General features: G+C 58.7%; 17 protein-coding genes. 2 read left to right on the top strand and 15 right to left on the bottom strand.

The annotated features are described in order from the left end of the window. Positions 1 to 119 precede the first annotated feature (119 nt). Both lexA and ABHR76_RS01265 read left to right on the top strand, forming a co-directional pair. Positions 120 to 764, top strand: a complete 645-nt coding sequence (gene lexA, locus ABHR76_RS01270) for a transcriptional repressor LexA (protein ID WP_138374200.1) — start codon at positions 120 to 122, stop codon at positions 762 to 764. Further along, complete coding sequence (locus tag ABHR76_RS01265) at positions 764 to 1,468, top strand: heparan-alpha-glucosaminide N-acetyltransferase (RefSeq protein ID WP_346976587.1); 705 nt, start codon at positions 764 to 766, stop codon at positions 1,466 to 1,468. The genes lexA and ABHR76_RS01265 overlap by 1 nt, the downstream gene beginning before the upstream one ends. Here the strand turns inward: ABHR76_RS01265 and hflX are convergent. The 15 genes from hflX to ABHR76_RS01190 form a co-directional block, all read right to left on the bottom strand. Next, entirely contained in the window at positions 1,453 to 2,742 is a 1,290-nt protein-coding gene (hflX, locus tag ABHR76_RS01260; protein WP_346976586.1) for a GTPase HflX, read from the bottom strand. The genes ABHR76_RS01265 and hflX overlap by 16 nt on opposite strands. Beyond that, positions 2,742 to 3,680, bottom strand: a complete 939-nt coding sequence (gene miaA / locus ABHR76_RS01255; protein ID WP_346976585.1) for a tRNA (adenosine(37)-N6)-dimethylallyltransferase MiaA — start codon at positions 3,678 to 3,680, stop codon at positions 2,742 to 2,744. The genes hflX and miaA overlap by 1 nt, the downstream gene beginning before the upstream one ends. Next, the gene (gene miaB / locus ABHR76_RS01250; RefSeq protein ID WP_346976584.1) at positions 3,680 to 5,050 is read right to left on the bottom strand and encodes a tRNA (N6-isopentenyl adenosine(37)-C2)-methylthiotransferase MiaB; all 1,371 of its coding nucleotides are present in this window, start codon (positions 5,048 to 5,050) and stop codon (positions 3,680 to 3,682) included. Before miaB ends, miaA begins: the two co-directional genes overlap by 1 nt. A gap of 45 nt (positions 5,051 to 5,095) precedes the next feature. Further along, on the bottom strand, positions 5,096 to 5,413 hold the full coding sequence (locus tag ABHR76_RS01245; RefSeq protein WP_006235982.1) for a stage V sporulation protein S: 318 nt from the start codon (positions 5,411 to 5,413) through the stop codon (positions 5,096 to 5,098). A 74-nt stretch (positions 5,414 to 5,487) separates the two neighbouring features. Further along, positions 5,488 to 6,573, bottom strand: coding sequence for an ATP-binding protein (locus ABHR76_RS01240; RefSeq protein WP_346976583.1), 1,086 nt, complete (start codon positions 6,571 to 6,573; stop codon positions 5,488 to 5,490). Between the two features lies 1 nt (position 6,574). After that, positions 6,575 to 8,125 (bottom strand): ribonuclease Y, encoded by a 1,551-nt coding sequence (gene rny, locus ABHR76_RS01235; protein WP_346976582.1) that lies wholly within the window; start codon positions 8,123 to 8,125, stop codon positions 6,575 to 6,577. 257 nt (positions 8,126 to 8,382) lie between these two features. Beyond that, on the bottom strand, positions 8,383 to 9,075 hold the full coding sequence (locus tag ABHR76_RS01230) for a regulatory protein RecX (protein WP_346976581.1): 693 nt from the start codon (positions 9,073 to 9,075) through the stop codon (positions 8,383 to 8,385). Positions 9,076 to 9,086: 11 nt separating this feature from the next. Then, positions 9,087 to 10,235 (bottom strand): recombinase RecA, encoded by a 1,149-nt coding sequence (gene recA / locus ABHR76_RS01225; protein ID WP_022094695.1) that lies wholly within the window; start codon positions 10,233 to 10,235, stop codon positions 9,087 to 9,089. 257 nt (positions 10,236 to 10,492) lie between these two features. Then, the gene (locus ABHR76_RS01220) at positions 10,493 to 11,023 is read right to left on the bottom strand and encodes a CinA family protein (RefSeq protein WP_055309901.1); all 531 of its coding nucleotides are present in this window, start codon (positions 11,021 to 11,023) and stop codon (positions 10,493 to 10,495) included. 12 nt (positions 11,024 to 11,035) lie between these two features. After that, the gene (gene pgsA / locus ABHR76_RS01215; RefSeq protein ID WP_229028279.1) at positions 11,036 to 11,584 is read right to left on the bottom strand and encodes a CDP-diacylglycerol--glycerol-3-phosphate 3-phosphatidyltransferase; all 549 of its coding nucleotides are present in this window, start codon (positions 11,582 to 11,584) and stop codon (positions 11,036 to 11,038) included. Positions 11,585 to 11,683: 99 nt separating this feature from the next. Further along, entirely contained in the window at positions 11,684 to 13,033 is a 1,350-nt protein-coding gene (rimO, locus tag ABHR76_RS01210; RefSeq protein ID WP_138112638.1) for a 30S ribosomal protein S12 methylthiotransferase RimO, read from the bottom strand. 27 nt (positions 13,034 to 13,060) lie between these two features. Further along, a complete protein-coding gene (locus tag ABHR76_RS01205) occupies positions 13,061 to 13,558 on the bottom strand; it encodes a YajQ family cyclic di-GMP-binding protein (RefSeq protein WP_006235971.1) in 498 nt (165 codons plus the stop codon). Between the two features lie 26 nt (positions 13,559 to 13,584). Further along, on the bottom strand, positions 13,585 to 15,078 hold the full coding sequence (locus tag ABHR76_RS01200; protein WP_346976578.1) for a helix-turn-helix domain-containing protein: 1,494 nt from the start codon (positions 15,076 to 15,078) through the stop codon (positions 13,585 to 13,587). Continuing rightward, complete coding sequence (locus tag ABHR76_RS01195) at positions 15,078 to 17,858, bottom strand: FtsK/SpoIIIE family DNA translocase (protein WP_346976576.1); 2,781 nt, start codon at positions 17,856 to 17,858, stop codon at positions 15,078 to 15,080. The genes ABHR76_RS01200 and ABHR76_RS01195 overlap by 1 nt, the downstream gene beginning before the upstream one ends. A gap of 1 nt (position 17,859) precedes the next feature. After that, the gene (locus ABHR76_RS01190; protein WP_022094702.1) at positions 17,860 to 19,530 is read right to left on the bottom strand and encodes a ribonuclease J; all 1,671 of its coding nucleotides are present in this window, start codon (positions 19,528 to 19,530) and stop codon (positions 17,860 to 17,862) included. Positions 19,531 to 19,827: the final 297 nt, after the last annotated feature.

Raw genomic sequence — 19,827 nt, 5'->3', positions numbered from 1 at the left:
CCGCGCGGACAAAAATGTCTAGCGCGAGAACGAATGTTCGGTTATTATTATCTTCGAACAGTTGTTCCTGTCAAGCAAAATTCGAACATTTGTTTGACATGGGTAGAGAGGATGCCCTGATGGCTCGCAAAATTACCAAGCGTCAGCAGCAAATTTACGACTTCATCAAGGAATATCAGCAGGAGAAGGGTTATCCGCCCAGCGTGCGCGAGATGGCTTCTGCCGTGGGCCTTTCCTCCCCCAGCACCGTGCACGCCCATCTATCTGCCCTGGAGGCGCGCGGGCTACTCAAGCGCGATGCCACCAAACCGCGCGCTCTGGAACTCTTTAACGAGGACGGTTCCTCTGTCTCAATTTCTAAATCTGACGAGACCACCGCACCTCGCGGAACGGTCTCACTACCGCTCGTTGGTCGCGTCGCGGCTGGGATTCCCATTCTGGCCGAGCAGAATATCGAAGACACATTTACTATCCCGACCGAAATCGCCACTGATCAGGGTTCCTTTATCCTTGAGGTGCATGGGAGCTCAATGATCAATGTCGGTATCTTCAATGGCGATTACATCATCGTCCGTGAACAAAAGAGTGCCATGAACGGCGAAATTGTCGTGGCTATGATTGATGGTTCAGCGACCGTCAAGACGTTCTACAAGGAGCAGGGACGCGTACGCCTGCAGCCTGAGAATGACACCATGGAGCCTATCTATGCAACGAATCCCGTTATCTTGGGCAAAGTCGTCGGCTTGATGCGCCGGTTCTCGTAATGCAAAAACGCATCACCATCTTTGATACCGTCCGCGGGTTTACGATGATTTCAATGGCAGGTTTTCACGCTTGCTACGATCTCGCCTACCTGTACGGTTGGGATATGCCCTGGTTTACACAGACCGTCTTTCAAGACATCTGGCGTGCCAGCATCAGCTGGGTATTCTTGTTTATCGCGGGTTGGATGTGCACGCTCTCACGCAACAATATCAAACGTGCCGCCAAATACGCCTTAGCAGCACTCGTCGTCTGGTTGGCAACAACACTTGTCTCAGTAGACGATTCGGTTAATTTTGGCATCATCTACTGCATGGCCGCATGTACCGACATCGTGGCGTTGACCGATCCCGTCCTTAAGAAGATATCGGCGAGATGGGGCATGTCCCTATGCCTTGTGTTGTTCGCCCTCACCTGGAGTATCCCCAAAACGATCTATCCTGTCCCCTACCTGGCGTGGCTGGGATTTCCGAGCCCTGGGTTTGTTTCAGGTGATTACTACCCCATCATCCCGTTTTTCTTTATGTATCTTGCAGGATACTTCGCCGCACACATAGCGCAGGGAATCGATAAGACCGTCCCAAGCTGGGCCTACGCCAATCCCATCCCGGCGCTCGCCAGCCTTGGACGTCACGCACTCCCCTTTTATCTACTGCATCAGCCCACTATTCTGGGCTTTTTGGAGCTCGTCTACTCGGTGCGATAACGCTTGAGCCGCGGCGCGATACGAGCCGGCAGCTTCGCAACAATACGAACGCCGCCCTCAAGATATTCCTCGTGCAAAAGGGTTCCCTGTTCATGCACCAGCGTGATGAGGGCGCCCTCGCGATACGGGATATCAGCGGAGAGCAACACATCGGTGGCAGCCGCCTCACGAGCAATACGGTCGACGAGATCGTCGAGTCCCTCGCCCGTCTGGGCCGAGAACAGCACGGCCTCGGGATAGCGACGACGGAAACTCAATCGATCAACGCTATAGAGAAGATCGATTTTATTGAACACCGTAAGCGTCAAACGCTCGCCGGCACCGATCTCGTCAAGAACGCGATCGACTGCCTCGAGCTGGCGCTCGTAGTCCTCGTCAGAGGCATCCACAACTTTAAGGATCAGATCGGCACCAAGAACCTCAGACAGCGTGGACTTAAAGGCATCAACGAGACCATGCGGTAGCTTTTGAATAAAGCCAACGGTATCGGTAATCGTCATGCCGCGACCGCCGGGCAGGCGATACGAACGCGTCGTCGGGTCGAGCGTAGCAAACAGCTTGTCCTGCGAAAGTACCGTAGAGCCGGTCAGGCGATTAAGCAACGTCGATTTACCGGCATTGGTATAACCGGCTAACGCGACGCGAAACGCCGGTGACTCAATGCGGCTCTTGGACTGGACATCGCGACGCTGTTCAACCTGCTTGAGCTCACGACGAAGCGCAGCGATCTTATTACGAATGAGGCGACGGTCGACCTCGAGCTGACTTTCGCCCTGACCAAAGCGTGAACCGATGCCGCCGCGCGTCTGCTCCTTGGCAAGATGGCTCCACATACCGCGCAGACGAGGCAACAGATATTGAAGCTGCGCCAGCTGTACCTGTAGGCGTCCCTCACGCGTCTGAGCATGCAGGCCAAAGATATCCAGGATCAGTGCTGTACGATCGATAATCTTTACCGGCTCGCCCACGGCTTTCTCCAAATAGGATTGCTGCGAGGGCGATAAATCGTCGTCGAAGATAACAACATCGACATCCATACGATGCACGAGCCCGCAAAGCTCCTCAACCTTACCGGAACCGATAAACGATTTTGGATACGGCTTAACCAGACGCTGTGACAAACGCGCCACGCACTGGGCGCCAGCCGTATGGGCCAGGCGCTCAAGCTCGTCAAGCGAACGATCGAGCGGCCAGGCGTTATCGCGCCACTCAACTCCGACAAGAACGGCACGTTCGGGCTCAGGCGCCGTGGGAACGAGGGGAAACCGAGCCATTAGGCAGCCTCAATACGATGCAGGATGTCCTCAACGACCTCATCGATCGTAAACTCGTCCATATCAAACCACACGATACGGTCATCGCGCTTAAACCACGAAAGCTGACGTTTGGCATAGCGACGCGAACGCATCTTGATGAGTTCGCGAGCCTCATCCATAGAAATCACGCCATTGAAAGCATCAATGATCTCTTTATAGCCAATTGCCTGCATCGAAGTCAGGGCATCTCCCAGCCCCTGGTCCATAAGACCGCGAACCTCATCAACAAGACCCTGTTCAAACATCAGATCGACACGCAGGTTAATGCGCTCGTAGAGCACCTCGCGATTACGCGTCAGACCAAACCATAGAGCATGATAATGCTCGCGCGGAACACTAAACTGACTTTTTTGCTGTGCATAGGAGATACCATCATCATGCATCTCGAGCGCACGAATCACACGGCGCACGTTATGGGGATGAATAACAGCAGCAGATTCTGGGTCGCGCTCGGCAAGCAGGGCATGCAGTCCCTCCTCGCCAATACGCTCGGCAAGCTCCTGATAGCCCGAACGGCGATCGTCCTCAAGTTCACCCGAGGGAAAGTCCATCTCATCGAGGGCGGCCTTGAGATACAGCCCCGTACCCCCGCAAAACACCGGCAGGCGGCCCTCGCCAAGCAAGCGCTCAACATGCGCGCGAGCGTCAGCCTGATAAAGCGCAGCAGAATATGCCACACCCGGCTCTACAATGTCGACGAGACGCAGCGGCGCCGTACACCCATCGGGCGCCATCTTTGCGGTACCGATATCCATGCCGCGATAGATTTGCATCGCATCGCACGACAGCACTTCGGACGAAAGACGAGCTGCCAAACGATCGGCAACATCGCTCTTACCAACCGCCGTCGGACCGACGATCGCAACGGCGGAAAGACCTGCCCCGGGAGCAACCATTAGCGCGGCTCGCCCACAACGGAGCCAGACAAATACCAGGTCTTGGCAACGTCAACGTCAACATCAACGATCTTGCCAACAAGCTGGTCGATGCTGTAACCCTCGGGGATAGGCGCATGCACGGTCTGATTCTTGGGACTCTTGCCCAGTAGCACCGCGTCATTCTTTTTGCTCGTTCCCTCAATGAGCGCCGGAACCACAGTATGAAGCTCACCCTGGTTATACTCGTGTGCCGTGGTCTCGATAACCTTAACCAGGCGGTTGAAACGCTCGAGAATAACCTCATGCGGCGTAGGATCATCAATCTCGGCGGCCGGGGTACCGGCGCGCTTGGAATAGATGAAGGTATAGGCCTGAGCATAGCGGACCGTCTCGGCAAGTGAGAGCGTCTGCTCAAAGTCATCTTCAGTCTCGCCCGGGAAGCCAACGATAATGTCGGTCGAGAGCGCGATGTCGGGCATGCGGTTGCGAATGCGATCGACCAGGCCCAGATAGTCCTCGCGTGTATAACGGCGATTCATCTCTTTGAGGATCCGCGTCGAACCTGACTGGACGGCCAGGTGCAGCTGCGGCATAACGGCAGGCGTCTCGGCCATGGCGTCGATGGTCTCGGGCAGCAGGTCCTTGGGATGCGAAGACGTAAAGAAGATGCGCTCCACGCCCGTATCGCCCACGGCGCGCAGCAAGTCGGCAAAGCGCGGCTTACCAAACAAATCGCGGCCATATGAGTTAACGTTTTGGCCCAGCAGCGTAATCTCACGCACGCCCTGGCGCACCAAACCGGTCACCTCGTCGACAATCTCCTCGAAGGGGCGGCTCTTTTCGCGACCGCGCACGTACGGCACGATGCAGTAGGTGCAGAAGTTATTGCAGCCCGTCATGATGGGCACCCAGGCGTGATACTGCGTCTCACGGTGCCACGGCATACTCATGGCATCCGTATCCTCATGCTCATTGGTGCGGATATGACGCTTGCCGTCCAGGAACGCCTCGGCAATGAGCTCGGCCACATGTGCGATGGAATGCGTGCCAAAGATGACATTGACGTTATCGACGTTGGTGAGCAGACCCTCGCCATCGCGCTGCGCGATGCAACCACCAACGGCAACCACGCGCTTGCCCGAAGGCGAAGGCGGCAGGCTTTTGCAGGAATTACACTGACCGTATAGGCGAGTATCGGCGGCCTCGCGCACACAGCACGTCATGAACACAACGATATCGGCATGCTCGGGATCGAGCGCCATGAGGCAGCCATACGAATCAAGCAGGCCACTCACACGCTCGGAGTCGTGCTGATTCATCTGGCAGCCAAATGTGCGGATAAAATAGGTTTTACCGGCAAGAATATCGCGTACGGAACGCTGGTCCATGTGCATAAGTCCTAACGATGGGGAGCGAAACGAGGCAAGCAGAAGCTATGCCACAGGCTTAACGTCATCCATGACGACGTTATCCATAGCAGCTCGATTGATCTGGTGAACGTAGATAGAAAGGCGGATGGCCGTGCGCGACTCCCCGTTAATGAGGATGTCGGAGAACACAGGCGCGCAGGAAATATCAAAACCGGTTGGAATCAAAAAACCGCGCGCGATAGCAACAGCCTTAATGGCCTGGTTGACAGCACCGGCACCGACACACTGGATGTTGACGGGTACACCATCCTTGACCATGCCGGCGATGGCGCCGGCAACGGACGCGGGCGATGATTTGCTTGATACCTTCAGGCAATCCATGAAGAAACTCCTGTGTTTAAAAGTACGTTTTAACTGCAATAACTGTATCGTACCGAGTGGACTCGGTAAAGGCACTATTCCTCTTTGGCAAGATCGAAGGTCACAGTGATTCGATCACGCGAAACACGAATCTTTGGGTCGCCGCAAAGGTTGAGATAGTACCGGGCGGCAAGGTCATTAAAGTCGCGCTCCACAGCACGCGAAAACTGTGCCATGTCATCCTTGGCAATACGTAGCCCGCGACGATCCTTCGCGAGATCGACAGGAGCCGGCGCATGCGAGGACGAATCACGCTCGCGCAGCAGACGCGCGGTCACACCGCGAACGGGCTTAATCTGCCCTGCCAAAATGCGATGGGCCGTGCGCTCGGACATCTCAAGACCCAAACCCGAACAGATACGGATAAAGTCCTCGGCATCAGAGGCAAGGCCTAAACGGTCGACAACCGGAAGCTCGCTCTCGTCATCAATGAACAGGAGACGCGACGTATCGAGCCGACTTGACGCCTGAGCATAAAGGGTCGCGGCAATCTCAGACGGAGAACCAAGATAGACATCGCAACCACGCAACTCCTCGAGCGCAAACTCACAGGCAGCGCGAATAATATTATGCGGACCGCGAGCACAGACATAACGTCCGTCCTCATCCTTGACGGCCTGGGGCCAGCTGGACTGATCGGCACGCTCGCTGAGGCGGTCGGCCGCAACGCTCACCTTAAAGGCTGAGCCAAGATCGACACCAGACGTGACCACGCGAGCCTCGTCGGTGTTCTGCTTGATCGAAAACAATGCCATGCCACGACCGTGAACGCCCCAACGGTCCATCTTCATGCTCTCGAGCTTTGAGGTAACGCGAGCATCGAAGATTCGCTCTTGCATATCCTGCGGAACACCCGAGCCGTTATCCAGAAAGAAAAGCGTGCGGACGCCATCTTCCTTGGTCGTGGCGAGATAGACCTTGTCGGCGCCGGCATCGCGAGCATTACGGAGCATTTCGATGACGATATCCTCGACATGCTGAATGTCGTGCTTTGCCTGGCGCCGCTCGGCCTCCGAAACGCGGAGGCGGACATACCCCTCGCCAAGGTTCTCCTCGACGCGAAGGTTGCCCTCCCCCGACATCGACGCGATAAATGAGATGAGCTCGTTCGCGTCGCTCATATTATTTAGCGATATCGACAGCGCGGCTCTCGCGAATCACGACGACGCGCACCTGACCGGGATACTCCATCTCTTCCTCGATCTGATGGGCGATATCGTGAGCCAGAACCGTGGACTGGGCATCGGAGATCTTTTCCGGCTGAACCATGACGTGGACCTCGCGACCGGCCTGCATGGCATAGGTACGCTCGACGCCGTCATGAGAGTTGGCGATCTCCTCGAGCTTCTCAAGACGCTTGATGTAGTTCTCGGCAGACTCGCGACGGGCACCGGGGCGAGAGGCAGAGACAGCATCGGCGGCCTGCACCAGGACATCGAGCACCGTGTTGGGGTCGACATCGGCATGGTGAGCCTCGATAGCGTGGACGATAACGGGCTTCTCGCCATAACGGCGGGCAAGCTCGGCGCCGATGACGGCATGCGGGCCCTCGACGTCGTGGTCGATTGCCTTGCCCAGGTCATGAAGCAGGCCGGCGCGCTTGGCGGTCACAACGTCCAGGCCAAGCTCGGAAGCCATCACGCCGCAGAGATCAGAGACCTCGAGGGAGTGCTGAAGCACGTTCTGACCAAACGAAGTACGGTAGCGCAGGGCACCAAGGGTCTTGACGATCTCGGGGTGCAGGTCGTGAATGCCGGTATCGAAGGCAGCCTGCTCGCCAGCCTCGCGCACGCGCTGCTGAACCAGGTCGGCAGCCTTGTGATACATCTCCTCGATGCGGGCGGGGTGAATGCGGCCGTCGGCGATGAGGTTCTCGAGGGCAACACGGGCGGTCTCACGACGGACCGGGTCGAAGCTCGAAAGAACGACGGTCTCGGGCGTGTCGTCAATCACGAGGTTGACGCCGGAAACCTGCTCGAAGGTCCGGATGTTGCGACCCTCGCGACCGATGATACGGCCCTTGAGGTCATCAGAGGGAATGTGCACGGAGGTAACGGTGACCTCGGCTGTGTGGTCGGCAGCGCAGCGCTGAATCGCCAGGGACAGAATCTCCTGGGCGGTCTTGTGGCACTCGGCGCGAACCTGCTGCTCGGACTCGCGAATGATCGTGGCGGCCTCGTGGGTGACCTCGCCGCGAACCTTATCGAGGAGCTCCTTGTGGGCATCCTCGCGGGTCAGGTCGGCGATACGCTCGAGCTCGGAGGTCTGCTTGGCGCAGAGCTCCTCAAGCTCGCGGGAGCGTTTCTCGACCTGACCGGCCTGGCTGGACAGCTGGTGCTCACGCTTGTCGAGAGCGTCGTTTCGGCGATCGAGGGACTCCTCGCGCTGCATCACACGGTTCTCGAGCGTACGAATCTCGCTCTTACGCTGCTTGTCCTCGGCCTCGGCGGCCTGCTTGTTCTTGATGATCTCCTCTTTAGCCTCGAGCAGAGCCTCTTTTTTGAGGGTCTCGGCCTGACGCTTAGCATCACCGATCAGGGACTCAGCCTGTGCGTGTGCCGACTGGATCTTTTCGTCGGCCTCGTGAAGACTACCCTGCTTGGCGGTGCGCATGTAGGCAATGGCGGCGATGGCACCCAAAACGATGCCAACGAGCGCTGCGATGATAGGCATGCTCACTCCTTTTTATGGATTCGTTACACAACAAAGCGAACCGTCCTTACGAACGGCTCGCGACATTTGAGTAATATGGGCGCAGCTTATGCGGGTCGGATACAGATAAACATATAAACAAACTCATCACAGATGAGCACATATCACAAAGCAAATGACAGTGTTTATCGTACGTTGAACCACAACAACTGTCAAATAAATGGCCCCGGCACGGCGGCTAAAACGCGGTGAACGGCAGGGTCACAAAACGCATACGCCTAAACCGCACATTCCTCGCGTTCGGCATCGAGACGTGCCTTAACGGCATCGGCGGCAATGTGATACGAGAAGCCCTTGCCCATCAAAAACCGAACCAGTTTTTCGAATCCGCGCGTCTCTGGAACACGCCGCTTGGCGAGCAGGGCTGACGCACGCGCCAAATCGTCTTCGACGGCAAAATAATCCTCGGGATAACCGGGAATGTCATCGAGCACGACATGACGGCGCTTGAGCTCGGTCTCGATTTTGCGCTGTCCCCAACCGCGCCGCTTGCGCTCCTCGATAAAGTACGAGCAAAAGCGGTTCTCGTCTAAAAAGTGATACTCTGTGGCGCGCTCGACGGCGAAATCGATCGCGGGCTGGTGAAAGCCGTAGCGAGCCAGCTTGTCACGGACCTCACCCGTCGCATGGTCGCGGCGCGATAGCATCTCGGTCACCATGGTAAGTGCACATTTACCCTCGATGAGCTGCACCGCCTCACGAAAGTTGTCCCAATCACAGGGAAGATCGGGGCGGTTTTTGACATACAGCCGCGCGACCCGCACGGGAATCCAAATGGACCGCTCAAAACCGCCCTCAAGCTCACAATCGATATGTGCGCAAGGCTTTTTGGACGCATACCCGCTCGAGAACGAGGAAGCCGCCTTCTTATCGGGAAAGAAGGCCGTGGCCTCGGTCACCGTATACGACATGAGCGTAACCGCTACTCGTCGTCATCATCGAGCATGGCGGAACCATCGATGGCGTAAAGCTCGTCAAACTCCTCAGGCGCAGGCTGATCGGTCAGCTCGACCTCGGACGGAGCATCGTCATCAAACTCAAGTCCGCAGGCAAGGCGGACCTTATGCTCAATCTCGTCGGCGCAATCGGGGTGTTCGCGCAGGAAAGCCTTGGCGGCCTCTCGACCGTTGCCAAGCTTGTCCTCGCCATAGGCAAACCAGGAGCCCATCTTCTTGCAGATGCCGCACTCGACAGCCATGTCCAGAATTGAGCCCTCCTTAGAGATGCCCGTACCGTACATGATGTCGAACTCAGCAGAACGGAACGGAGCTGCCACCTTGTTCTTAACGACCTTGGCGCGCACGCGGTTACCGATAACCTCGTCCTTAAGCTTAATGCTGTCGATACGGCGAATGTCGATACGCACCGAAGAGAAGAACTTAAGGGCGCGGCCGCCCGTCGTAGTCTCGGGGTTGCCGAACATGACGCCGATCTTCTCACGCAGCTGGTTAATGAAGATGCACGTCGTGTTGGACTTGGACAGCGAGCCGGCGAGCTTGCGGAGCGCCTGACTCATTAGGCGAGCCTGAAGACCGACCGTAGTATCGCCGATTTCTCCCTCGATCTCGGCACGCGGGGTCAGCGCGGCGACGGAGTCGACGACGATGGCATCGATGGCGCCGGAACGCACGAGCATGTCAACAATCTCAAGCGCCTGCTCGCCCGTATCGGGCTGGGAAATGAGCACCTCGTCGATATCCACGCCGATGCGCGCGGCATACGTGGGATCAAGCGCGTGCTCGGCATCGATAAATGCCACAACGCCACCCATTGCCTGGGCCTCGGCCAGGATCTCGAGCGAAAGCGTCGTCTTACCGGAGGACTCAGGACCGTAAATCTCGACGATACGGCCGCGCGGCACGCCGCCGATACCCAGCGCGGCATCGAGGGCCAGGGCGCCCGTGGGAATGGCCTCGACCTCGAGCTCGGGACCACCGTCGCCGTACCTCATGATGGAACCCTGGCCGAATTTCTTCTCGATCTCGGCCTTGGTGGTGGCGATCATCTCATCGCGCTCTTTACCCGTCGTGCGAGCATGAACGGTACGTACGGGACCTGAATTCTTGGCCATGAATAGCCCTCCTCTTAACAACCTGCATCGATAATAAACGAACGGCTGTTCGTGGTCAACCGTTCAGGCCAATCATATGCAGGCGGTCTTTCCAAAACCCAACCAAACGCCGACCAAACACTGACCAAATGCTTGACCACAAAGGACCAAATATGAACAAGGCAGGCAAAAATACATCTACAACCAGCACAAACGCCAAATGAGCCTAAGGTCCCTATCTCCACAATTAAGGGGCTCGGAGGCCCCTTAAAACACGTCTATTCCATAGAGTTGAGCACAAGGGCAATGCGACCCAATGCCTCCGTGACCGCATGGGCACGAACACACGAACGGTCGCCCTCATAGTGGCAGCGCACAGAGTCCACGACCGGCACGCCCCCATCGGCGGAACGATGCGCCCAGCCAATATAGAAAGTGCCCGCCGGATCGTCCTCAGTGCCACCGCCGGGGCCGGCATAACCCGTTGCGCTCACTGCAATATCGCTCTGGTACAGCTCCAGCGAACCCACCGCCATCTCGCGCGCGGTCTGATGCGACACCGCGGTATAGCGGTCGAGCGTCTCCTGCTCAACACCAAGAACACGATGCTTAATCTCATCGCAATAGGTCACCGCACCGCCACGCAGCACCGCCGAGGCGCCCGGGATATCGGCAATCGTCGAGGCGATCATACCCGCCGTCAGCGACTCAGCCGTCGAAACCGTCACGCCCCGAGCGCTCGCGCGCTCGACAATATCACGCGCCAGCTCCTCGTTATGTGCGGAAATCTGCTCAAAAGAGTCCGTCATACCCACTAGGACCTAGACCGAAAAGACGATCTTGCGGCAGTTCCAGAAGTACTGGGCGCCCGAGATAACGGTCAGGACAACGGCAACGGCGTACAGGAAGCGCGACACCGAGTAGATGCCGAGCGTCAGCGCCACCGGGCCAAGGTGCAAGCCGGCCATAGCAAAAACGCACAGGTAACCGCAAATGGAGACCATCGTGGTTGCCGTCTTGTACTTGCCGAGCTTATCGGCCGCAACGACCACACCGGCCGCACTCGCGACCATGCGAAGGGCGCTCACCAGCAGCTCGCGGAACAGGATAATGAACACGGACCACACGGTCACCATACCAAAATCCAAGAACAGCAGCAGGGCCGAGAACACGAGCAGCTTATCGGCGATGGGGTCCAAGAATTTACCGAAGTCGGTGATCTCGTTGCGCGAACGCGCCAGATAACCGTCGACCTTATCGGTGCACGACAGGATCACATACAGAATGAAGGCAGCGGCGGCGAGCGGGCCGTCGAAGGTGCTCCAATCCGTACCGGCAACACTCGTGTGAGAAAGCGCCGACACGATCATGAACACCGGGATAAAGACGATGCGAACGCACGTCACGATGTTGGCGGGCGTCCAGACACTCGTCAGTTCCTTATTGCTCTCGTTAGCCACGACGCTCTCCTACTCCACAACATGACCGATAAGCTCATAGCAGAAGCTATCGGTAAACTCGACGGTCAGAATATCGCCCACGGACGCCTCGCTGGCGTCCAGATGCACCGCGCCATCGGAATCGGGCGCCTGGAACCAGGCATGGCCGATCAGCTCGGCGCCATCCTCGGTCTCTTCGATACCGTCGACGATCACCTGGGCGCGCTCGCCCACATGTGCGGCGGTGGCGGCAAAACCGAGCGACTCGGCCAGGTCCATGGCCTCCTGGGCGCGCTCGAGCTTGACCTCTTCGTCGACCTGGCCCTCCATCTTAGCGGCCAGGCTGCCCTCCTCCTGCGAGTAGGCAAAGACGCTCGTGTAGTCAAAGCCGACGGTGTCCATAAAGTCGATAAGGTCGCGGAACTCGTCGTCGGTCTCGGTCGGGAAGCCGACCATGGCCGTGGAACGGATCACGATGCCGGGGATACGCTCACGCAGATCGCGGAACAGGTCCTCGAGCTCCTGGCGCGAACCAGAACGGCGCATAGCCTTAAGGATGCGCGCGTCGCAGTGCTGCACGGGGATATCGATATAGGGCAGCACCTCGGGCGTATCGCGAATCGTCTCGATGAGTTCGTCAGTCATGCCCTCGGGCTGCAGATAGAGCACGCGGACCCAGACGTTGTGCGGGCGCACGGCCTCGGCGACGGCACGCAGCAGCTGCGCCAGATTGCGCGGCGAGCCATCGGCGACGTCCTCGTCGGCAAAGTCGGTACCCCAGATGCCCGTGTCCTGGCCGATCAGCACGATCTCGCGCACACCGCCGGAAACCAGGTCGCGCACCTCGGAGATGATGCTCTCGGCATTGCGCGAATGATAGCGGCCGCGGATGTAGGGAATCATGCAGAAGCTGCAGAAGCGGTTGCAGCCATCGGAAATCTTGACGTAAGCGACAGCACCCTCGACGGTACGTTTGACCTGCGGGATATAGGCTGCAATCTCACGCTCGACACCCAGCACGCCATCGATGACCGCCACGATGCCATCTTCCTCGTCGGCCTTCACAAAGGCAGCGACCTCGGGCAGCTCGTCAGGCAGGTCATCGCCATAGCGCGACGGCACGCAGCCGCACATGACGATGGGACAAGAACGAACGCCGTCCTGAACCTCGTTGGCGAGCTCGAGCGTGGTCTCGATGCTCTCGGACGTTGCGGAGGCGAGGAACGAGCAAGTATTGACGATGGCGATATCGGCATCCTGCGGGTCGAATGCCTCCTCGTAGCCCGCGGCGGTCAAAAGAGAACGCATGCGGTCGGTGTCAACCTCGTTCTTAGCGCACCCGAGGGTGATGTAGAGCACGGAGCCCAACGGTGTATCCATGTTGGAGAGCGGTCCTTTCGATTGATATTAGCGGTAGTTGGTGAACTGCAGCGGCTGGCCGTAGTCCTGGTCGCGCAGGAACTGAATCACGGTCTGCAACGCGTCCTTCGAAGCAGAGGAAACACGCAGTTTGTCGGCCTCGATGGTCACCTTGACCTTGAGCTTTTGATCCTTGATGTCCTTGTTGATCTTCTTGGCGGTCGCCTGGTCGATACCCTCGACGATATGGCCGAGCACGCGCACGGTGCCACCCGATGCCGCCTGCGGAGCATCCCACGAGACAGCCTTGAGGTCGATGCCGCGCTTGATGAGCTTGGAGCTCAGCACGTCAACAATCTGTTTGGAGACAAAGTCGGCCGGGGCGTTGATCGTAAAGAGCTTGTCGCCCTTCGAAAGCTCGATCGTGGCGCCGGAATCCTTAAGGTCATAGCGCTGGGAAATCTCGCGCGTGGTCTGCTGGAAGGCGTTGTCGACCTCTTGCATGTTGACCTCGGACACGACGTCGAAGCTGGAATCTTTAGCCATGATGTTTCCTTTCGCGTACGAGCGGCCTAGTAGCTATCGTACGAATTGTCGGTAGAATCGGTGGGTGTCTGACCGTCAGTTGCGGTATCGGCGCCATCCGTGGACTGGGCATCGGTACCGTCGGTGGCATCGGTACCATCAGAACTTTCACCATTCTCGGAATCAGACGTCTCCTTCTTGGGAACGGTGATCGTCACACGCGCCACGCCCGAGGTCTTGGTATCGTAACGAACCTTTTCACCGTTCTTGGTAACGGTGACATCGGAAGGCTTGGACGTGGTGATCTCGATCGAAGACTCGGGCGTGTACTCCTGCTCAAAGGGGCCAGTCGCCTGGGCGCCATAGACCGACTTGCCGTCAACCTTGACCTCAATCCACGCGGTCTTTCCCTTGGCAACGGAGACTTTGACCTTCGTGACCTCGTTCTCTTCCTTCTTGGCCGTCGTCTTGGTAGCGTCCGAATCAGTCGACTCATCCGTCGCCTCATCGGTGTCATCGTCCTCGTCGACCGTTTCGGTCTTCTTAGAAGACTTCTTGGTCGTCATCTTGGTAGCAGTGGGCGTCTCGGGCGTGTTCTCGGGCGCCGAAGATGCGCAGCCACGTAGAAGCACCACGATGAGCACAATCAACAGCAGCACAACGGCACCGATGCCGGCGTAGACGATACGCGGATCGAGCCCGTTGTTTTGAGGAGTACGTGATCCGCCGCGTCCACGACCGGAACTGCTGCGGCCGCTTCCCTGAGGCATACGACCGCGATTGCTATCGGAACGGCCGCGATAGCCGCCCTGGCCCTGAAGGCTGCGCTGACCCGAGCGGGGCGCAAGTTCACCGCGGCCTTGATAGCCACGCTGGACCGAACGCGGAGCCGAAGAGCGCTGGCCATACGGCTGTGATTGAGAGCGAAGACGCGGCGTCACCTGCGTGGTATCGGCATCCGAATAGCCACCGCGAGAGCGTCCCATAGAGGCACCACGGTAACCGCGATCGGAATAGCCGCCGTCGCCGTAGCCGGCACGAGGGTCACGCGCCACGCCGCGGGCAGCGGGAAGTGCACGGTCCTCGGGCATCGGCGTACTGCGAAACCGGTCACGCTGTGAGCGAATCTCCTCGCCCGAACCCGTCTCAGTAATATAACCGGCCTGCTGAGGACGCTGTCCATAGCGGGTTGAACGACCGCCCTGAACCATCAGGAAGCGCCCGTTATCGACCGAGGAACGCGAATTGACGTAGCCGGCGGCGTCCTGAAAACGACCGCCCTGCTGCGACGTCTCGCGTTCGTATGCCATCAGGTCGTCAAAGTAGGCATTGACGACCTCGCGCGGATTGAGGCCCAAAAAGCGAGCATAGCTCGAAATCATGCCCTGCGCATAGCCGCGCGGCGGCATCGAAGCAAAGTTACCGGTCTCGAAAAACTCGATGATCTGCGGCCTGATTTTGATGGTGTTGGCGACCTGCTGAATGGAAAGGCCCATCCGGCGACGCTGCTCGAGCAGCATGTCACCAAAGCGTGCAGCCATCAGAATCCTCCAAACTCACGATCTTCACGTGCCATCTCGGCGTCGACAGATTCCAGCGCGGCAAGCCCCTCCTCGTCCAACAGGACCTCACGCGGCTTGGAACCGTCGGGCGGGCCGACGACACCCTTTTCTTCCAGCATGTCCATAATACGCCCGGCACGCGCATAGCCAACCTTCAGACGACGTTGCAGGCCAGATGTGGAGCCAAGCTGCGATTCCACCACAATATGGGCGGCTTCCCAAATGAGCGGATCATCGTCTTGCGGCTCGGCTACTCCGGTGCGGACAATACCGGCGCCACCCGCCATGGACATGGAAGCGGGCGCCACGGCAGACAGAATCTCCTCGTGGTAGTCGGGCTCGCTCTGCGACTTGACGAACTCGACAATCTCGTTGATTTCGTCATCCGAGACAAAGCAGCCCTGGATACGGCGAGGCTTGCCCCAGTCGACCTTGGAGAACAGCATGTCGCCCAAACCGGTGAGCTTTTCGGCACCCATCTGGTCAATAATGACGCGCGAGTCGATGCCCGTGGCGACGTTAAAGGCGATGCGGTTGGTGATGTTGGCCTTGATGAGGCCCGTCACCACGTTGGAGCTGGGGCGCTGCGTAGCCACGATAAGGTGTATACCGGCGGCACGGCCCAGCTGGGCGATACGAACGATCGAGGCCTCGACATCCTTGCCGGCGACCATCATCAGGTCCGAAAGCTCGTCGATGATAATGACCAGATAGGGCATCTTTTGGGGCGGGTTGTCGTAATGCTCAAACTCGCCGGCGGCCTGCTTTTCGTTGTAGGTCGAGATCTTACGCACGTTGAGACGCTCGAAGACCTTCAGGCGACGCTCCATCTCGGACACGGCCCATTGCAGAGCGCTCGCGGCCTGCTTGGGCTCGGTCACCACGGGCACATAGAGATGCGGCAAACCGTTATAGCCCGCAAGCTCGACGCGCTTGGGGTCGACCATGATCAGGCGAACGTCCTCGGGAAGGGCTCGCATGAGCAGGGTCGTGATGATGGAATTGATCATCACCGACTTACCAGAACCGGTCGTGCCGGCGATCAGCAGGTGGGGCATCTTGGCGAGGTCAGCGACGACCGGCGTGCCCTCGGCATCTCGACCGATGGCCAGCTCGAGCGGACCGCCCTTCACATAGGGAAGCACGTCGCCCAGGTTGACGTTCTGGCGCTTGCGATTGGGAATCTCGATACCCACAAGCGAGGTACCGGGGATCGGGGCAAAGATGCGCACCGACTGAGCAGCGAGCGAAAGCGCGATATCGTCCTCGAGGCTCGAAATCTTGCTCACGCGCTCGCCCTCGCCAGGTTGCAGCTTAAAGGTCGTCACCGTGGGGCCGGCGATCCAGCCGACCACGCGGGCACTGCGGCCAAACTCAAGCAAGGTGGATTGCAGTGACTCGGCAGTCTGTTCCAGCTCCTTGTCAGATGACGCGGAGGACGCCGACTGCGGGTTGGCGTGCAGGATCTCGAGCGGCGGAAGCTTGAGGCCGTCCTCTTCTTCGCCCTCGTTATCCGCGGGGGCATTGACCGCTCCCCCATCGCTAGGAGTAGGCGCCTCGGCAGCGCCCGCGACAGCCGTATCGGCAACCTTGGGATGCTTCAAGAAGTCGGGAATCTGAGGTGTTGCCGAGACAGGACTCACGGCAAACGGCGGCTCGGACTCGTCGATCTTATCGGGGTCGTCTTCCATCGAAAGCTGGCCGGTTACCTGTTCGCGCTTAGCATGGCGACGCGGCAGCAAAGTTGTCTTTGCGGTCTCAATCGGAGCCTCGTCGTCCTCGTCATCGCCCTCGGTAAGCTCAATCTCGCTATCGGACCAAGACGGGTCGGGCTCGCTTGTATTCAACTTGGGCGTGGCCTTGCCCTTCTTGACATGACGGCGCGGCAGCAGCGTCGTCTTAGCGCGCTCGGCCTCCACGGCATCGGATACGTCGACAAACGGATCCTCGTCCTCGTCGTCATCGTCCAAAACCGGGTCCACATCGTTGCCCATGACCGTGGTCACGGCAGCATCGGAGCCCTTTTGACGAAGAATGCTCAGGTGCGGACGGGCAACGCCGGGCACCGACAGGGCTTCGTCGTCACCCCACGGGCTCGCGTTAACATCGGCACGACGGCGCTCGGCAAAATCGGCCGCGCGGTCGCGAGCAGAGCGCAGCACGCCACCCACCGAAAAGCCGATGATGACAAAACCAACGACGGCCAGACCCAACAGGACCACCATCGCGATAGGCTTACCCAGGGCATTCTGCAGCGCACTCGCAATAAACGCACCGATGTAGCCACCCGAGGCGGACAGATTTTGCGGCGTGAACATAAGGTCACACGAGTCGCTCGTACCCGGCACCATCAGCGAAAGAATGGAGACAACGGTGATAAAGACCACGGCTCCGCCCGCGACCGAGCGCACGTTGAGCGGCGAGTCCTCGCCTAAAAAGAGCGTGGCGGCAAACAGCAAAATGACGATCGGCAGCACGTAGGCGCCCAGACCAAAGCCCAAGTGGTAGAAACCGGCAACCGCAGCCGTAACGGGCGCAGTCGCCGGCGAAATCACGGCAATAAAGGACGCAATCGCCAAAACGGCAATGACCACGCCGGCGATATCGCGGTTGGCCGAGGGCTCGACCAAGGGCTCGAAATCATCGAACTCGGACTCGTGGCCCTTATTGGCACGCAGATGGGAACCGGCACCCTTAGCAGATGCCGGTTGGTTATTGGCCTTATTGCCTTTGGCGTTTTGTGCAGATCCGCGCGCCAAACTAAACCTCCATGACGACCGGGATGATCATCGGACGGGTGCGAGTACGGCTCCAGATAAAGTTAGAGAGCGAATCGCGCACGGCCTTGCGAATGGCATCGGAACCGCTGCTCGTAAAGCTGAACTTGCCCTTCTCGATCGTCTTCATAATGGACGCGGAGGCATCCTCGGAGAACTGGTCGTCGATGGCAAACGAGACGCCGCGGCCCGAGAACTCGATGGCCTCGATCTTCTTGTGCTTGAGCGAGACGATGGCAACAGCGGTAACCATACCGTCGTTGGCGAGCTTCTGACGATCACGCAGGACGATGGGGTCGGTATCGCCGATGCGCAGGCCGTCGACGTAAACGACGCCGGACTCGACGGGCGTACCGCGCTTAACGATACCGCCGCGCATCTCGAGCGTGTCGCCGTTGTCGAGGATAAAGATATGATCGTCCTTGAGACCCATCTTGCGGGCCAGCTGGGCATGGGCGCGCAGATGCACGGCTTCACCGTGAACCGGCATAAAGTACGTGGGCTTGGCCATGGCCATCAGGAGCTTGAGCTCCTCCTGGCTACCGTGACCGGAAACGTGAACGAGGGCGCGGTTCTTATCCCACACGTCGCAGCCGAGCTTGGCCAGGCTGTTGACGACCTGCTGGACGGCTTTCTCATTGCCGGGAACAGGAGTTGCCGAGAGGATAACGGTATCGCCCTCGTGGATGGAGAGCGTCTTGTGCTCGCCATTGGCCATGCGGGACAGGGCCGACAGCGGCTCGCCCTGCGAACCGGTGCACATGACAACAATCTTGTCGTCAGGCAGGTTATCAATGTCAAAGGCATCGATGATATCGGCGTCGTCGATGTTGAGGTAGCCAAGCTCGCGCGCCACGCGGGTGTTAGTGAGCATGGAGCGACCGGTCACAACGACCTTACGGCCGCACTTGCGGGCGGCATCGCAGATCTGCTGCAAACGATGGATGTGGCTCGAGAACGACGCAACGAACACGCGACCCGGCGCGTTCTTGATGGCGTGCAGCAGGTTGGGACCAACCTCGGCCTCGGACTTGGTAAAGCCGGGAACCGTGGCGTTGGTGGAGTCAGAAAGCAGCAGGTCGATACCCTGCTTGGCAAAGCGGCTGATAGCGGCATAGTCGGGCGTGACGCCGTCGATGGGCGTCTGGTCGAGCTTAAAGTCGCCGGTGTGCATAACGGTACCCTGGTTGGTGCGGATGAACACGCCCAGAGCGCCGGGAATGGAGTGCGTCATCGAGAAGAAGTCGAGCGAGATGCCGCCGAGGTTGACATGGCTGCCGCCCTTGACCTCGCGGAACTTGGGTGCGCGGATGCGGAACTCAGAAAGCTTGCCCTCGATAAAGCCAAGCGTCAGCTTGCTCGAAAAGATGGGCACCTTATTGTTGAGGTCCTGCAGCAGGTACGGAAGCGAACCGGTGTGGTCCTCGTGGCCGTGGGTGACGACGATACCGCGGAGCTTTTCCTCGTTCTCCAAAACATAGGTGTAGTCGGGAAGCACCAGGTCGATACCGGGCTGGGAGTCATCCGGGAACATGAGGCCGGCGTCGACGAGCACCATGTCGTCGCCGCACTCGAAGACCGTCATGTTCTTGCCGATGCCGTCAAGGCCGCCGAGCGGGATGATCTTCAAGGGAGATGATTTTTTAGCTGCCATAGGTGAGTGTTGTTTCCTTTCTTCGAAACGGGTCTGAAACAACCGACGGGGCGCTTCTGGCAAACCGACCGTCGGGAACGTACAAACATGCATCATAGAGTCGACGCAGTAACCACAGTATGATACCCATTTGCCCACCAACAGACCACCCATGCATCAAAGCCCCATCTGAACTGGTCCATCCCGCCGGTCTGGGGCCATCGGGGGCCGGGGCGGGTTAAGTTTGCTGCTCTACAGTCCTGCGCAAGACGGAAAGCACATTAAGTGCTTTCCTTTGCGTGCGGAACTCGCGACAAA

The organism is Collinsella aerofaciens, from assembly GCF_039752985.1.
In the GTDB taxonomy this organism is placed as follows: domain Bacteria; phylum Actinomycetota; class Coriobacteriia; order Coriobacteriales; family Coriobacteriaceae; genus Collinsella; species Collinsella aerofaciens_BT.
This window is presented reverse-complemented; position numbering and strand designations above follow the sequence as displayed.